This is a genomic window from Marinobacter sp. UBA5687, from assembly GCF_002420325.1.
Classification (GTDB): Bacteria; Pseudomonadota; Gammaproteobacteria; order Pseudomonadales; family Oleiphilaceae; genus Marinobacter; species Marinobacter nauticus.
On sequence record NZ_DIHV01000082.1, the window covers coordinates 1 to 3,184 of the forward strand.

Annotated in this window: 2 protein-coding genes and 1 pseudogene; all 3 read left to right on the forward strand. The window is 57.0% G+C overall.

Translation table 11 applies throughout. The features are described 5' to 3' along the window. Positions 1-1,341 (forward strand): XrtA/PEP-CTERM system histidine kinase PrsK (prsK, locus tag B3Y70_RS08370; protein ID WP_288589609.1); only part of this gene is annotated, 1,341 nt, incomplete at its 5' end. A gap of 135 nt (positions 1,342-1,476) precedes the next feature. Further along, on the forward strand, positions 1,477-2,847 hold the full coding sequence (gene prsR, locus B3Y70_RS08375; RefSeq protein WP_288589611.1) for a PEP-CTERM-box response regulator transcription factor: 1,371 nt from the start codon (positions 1,477-1,479) through the stop codon (positions 2,845-2,847). A gap of 50 nt (positions 2,848-2,897) precedes the next feature. Then, positions 2,898-3,184 (forward strand): annotated as a pseudogene (locus tag B3Y70_RS08380) (hypothetical protein); the annotation flags it as partial.

Below are 3,184 nucleotides of genomic sequence, written 5' to 3' on the forward strand. Positions count from 1 at the left end.
TTCATCACCGTTTCCCTGGCGTTTCTGGTCACACTTCTGTTGTCGCGGCGTATTCGCGGCCGCCTGATGGTCTTCATCAGCCAGAACTTCTTCGACTACAAGTACGATTATCGCGATGAATGGCTCAAGCTCACCAAGGAACTTGCCAACCTGAGCAACGAACCACCCCTGCCCGAACGAGTAGTGCGCATTCTGGCCGGACTGGTGGAAAGCAATGCCGGCGCGCTCTGGATAAAGGGCGAGCAGAAAGATTTCCACCTGAAAGCCAGCGTGAACATCGCCACACCCAAGGACACCATCATTGACGAAGACTCGGACATGGTGAAGTTCTTTAAAGATCGTGAATGGATCATTGATCTGAGTGAATACCGGGAAGACCCGGTGAGCTACAACCTGCTGGAAATACCGGACTCCATCACCAAGACCCCGGAAGCCTGGCTGGTCATCCCTCTGTATCTCGATAACGAACTCTACGGCATTGCCATGGTCGGCGCGCCCTACGCCAGGGTGGAGCTTAACTGGGAGAACTTCGACCTGATCAAGGTGGTAGCCCGCCAGACCTGCAACCTCATCGCCCAGAACGATGCCCAGAACCGGCTCTCACGGGCCATGCAGTTTGAAGCCGTCAGCAAGGCCAGCGCGTTCATGGTGCATGATCTGAAAACACTGATCGCCCAATTGTCTCTACTGGTCAAGAATGCGCCCAAACATCGCAACAACCCAGCCTTTATCGACGACATGATTGCCACCACCGATCATGCGGTCCGTAAAATGTCGAACCTCGTGGATCATATCCGCAAACCATCCTCGGGGGCGGACGAGCAACGCGCTCCCATAGACCTGACCCAACTGGTCCGCGAGCTGATTGAAGACAATAGCCGCCGCAGCCCGGCGCCCTGGCTGCAGGGCGCGCCACCCGCCATCCAGGTATGCGCCGACAAAGAACAGCTGCGCAGCGTGCTGGGCCACCTGATTCGCAACGCCCAGGACGCCACGGCTCCAACCGGGGAAATCACACTGAACCTGAAAACGGCCAAAGGCAGCGTGGTGCTGTTTATCCAGGATACCGGCAGCGGCATGACGGAAGAGTTTATCCGCACCCGGCTTTTCAAACCCTTCGAAAGCACCAAAGGGCTTACCGGTATGGGGATTGGAGCCTATCAGGCCCGGGAATACATACAGGAACTCGGCGGTTCGATTGACGTAACCAGCGAGCCCGGCCTGGGCTCCTGCTTTTCGGTACGTATTCCGCTGGCCAATGCCGCGACCGGCGAATCAGCCGGGAACAAGCCGGAACCGACAGATTCCGGTTTGCAGGAAGGCAGGCAAGCCGTCAATTAACCGGCGGAGAAGACTATTTTATTAAGCGAGCATTGCAAAGTGTCAATGTTCAGTTAAGAATCAGAATCATGGAATCGCGTTCGCCTCATGGGCGTCTATCCGATATGAACACGGAACAAAGGACTGGTTGTTGTTGTGAAGCAGTTATTGATAGTCGAGGATGATCCTGGCCTCCAGAGCCAGATGCGATGGTGCTTCAGTGAAGACATTGAAGTCTCGGTAGCCGCTGATCGGGAGGCAGCGCTAACGGCACTTCGGCGTCTTGAGCCTGAAGTGGTGACGCTGGATCTTGGCTTGCCACCCGACCCCGGCGGCGCCACTGAAGGTTTCGCCCTGCTGGAAGATATCCTTCGCCTGGCACCCATGACCAAAGTGATAGTGGTGACTGGCAGGGAAGACAAGGAAAACGCCGTCAAGGCCATAGGCATGGGAGCCTGCGACTTCTACCAGAAGCCGCTGGATGCCGACATCCTCACCTTTGTGGTAAATCGGGCATTCCGCCTCGCGGAACTGGAAAAAGAAAACCGCGAACTGTCCTCGCAAGGCAATGGCACCAACATCAAAGGCATTGTTGCCGCCAGCCCCGAAATGCTGGTGATTTGCCGCACGGTTGAAAAGGTTGCGCCTACCGATGTCACCACCCTGATTACCGGCGAAACCGGTACCGGCAAGGAACTCCTGGCCCGGGCCCTGCACGACCTGAGCCATCGCACCGACAAACCCTTTGCGGCCATCAACTGCGCCGCCATTCCGGAAAACCTGCTGGAGAGCGAACTGTTCGGGTTCGAGAAAGGCTCCTTTACCGGCGCGACCCAATCCAAGAAAGGCAAGATTGAGAGCGCCAACGGCGGCACCCTGTTTCTCGACGAGATTGGCGATATGCCGATGGCACTGCAGGCCAAACTGCTTCGCTTCCTGCAGGAACGAGTGGTCGACCGGGTAGGTTCGGTAAAACCGATTCCCGTTGATGTCCGGGTGGTGTGCGCCACCCACCGGAATGTTCAGGACCTGATTGCCCAGGGCGATTTCCGGGAAGACCTGTATTACCGGATCAGTGAAATCACACTGGATGTGCCTGCCCTGCGTGAACGGGATGGCGACCCACTGGTGATCGCACAATCCCTCCTGAAAACCCTGGGGAAACAAATGGACCGCCCTAACCTCACGTTCTCGGACGATGCGGTTCAGGCCATCAATGCCTACAGCTGGCCAGGCAATGTGCGTGAAATGATCAACAAGGTGAAGCGGGCGATCATCATGGCCGATGGCAAGCGCATCACCGCCGAGGACCTGGTTCTGCCGCTCGAAGGCTGCGACACCGACTTTCAGCTCAACCTGCGCCAGGTACGTGAAGCGGCAGAACGAAAGGCGATTATTCAGGCCCTCACCACCAGTAATTTCAACATGGCTCAGGCATCGCGCCTTCTGGGCGTTACCCGCCCGACGCTATACAACCTGACCGACAAGTACCGGATTGAGACCAACACCGCCCCGAACGAGGCCTGAGACACCCAATGCTGGAACAGAACAAGACCCGACGAAGGAAGGACCAGGGCATGAAGATAAGAACTATTGCGCGTGCATCACTGCTATCCGCTGCCATCGCTTTGGCCGTGACGGGGTGCAACAGCGAACCGGACATGTCTCAGGAAGACATTCAGTACATCAGCCATGTAGACCAGGCACGGTTTTTCCAGCGCCAGGGTGAGCTGAAAGCAAGCACCATCGAGGCCCGAAGCGCCATCGATCTCCAGCCGAATCGCGCCGCCCCCTACTTTGTCATCATCCACAACCTGCTAACTGCCGGTGATGCGGCGAACGCTGAACGGCAACTGGACAAGCT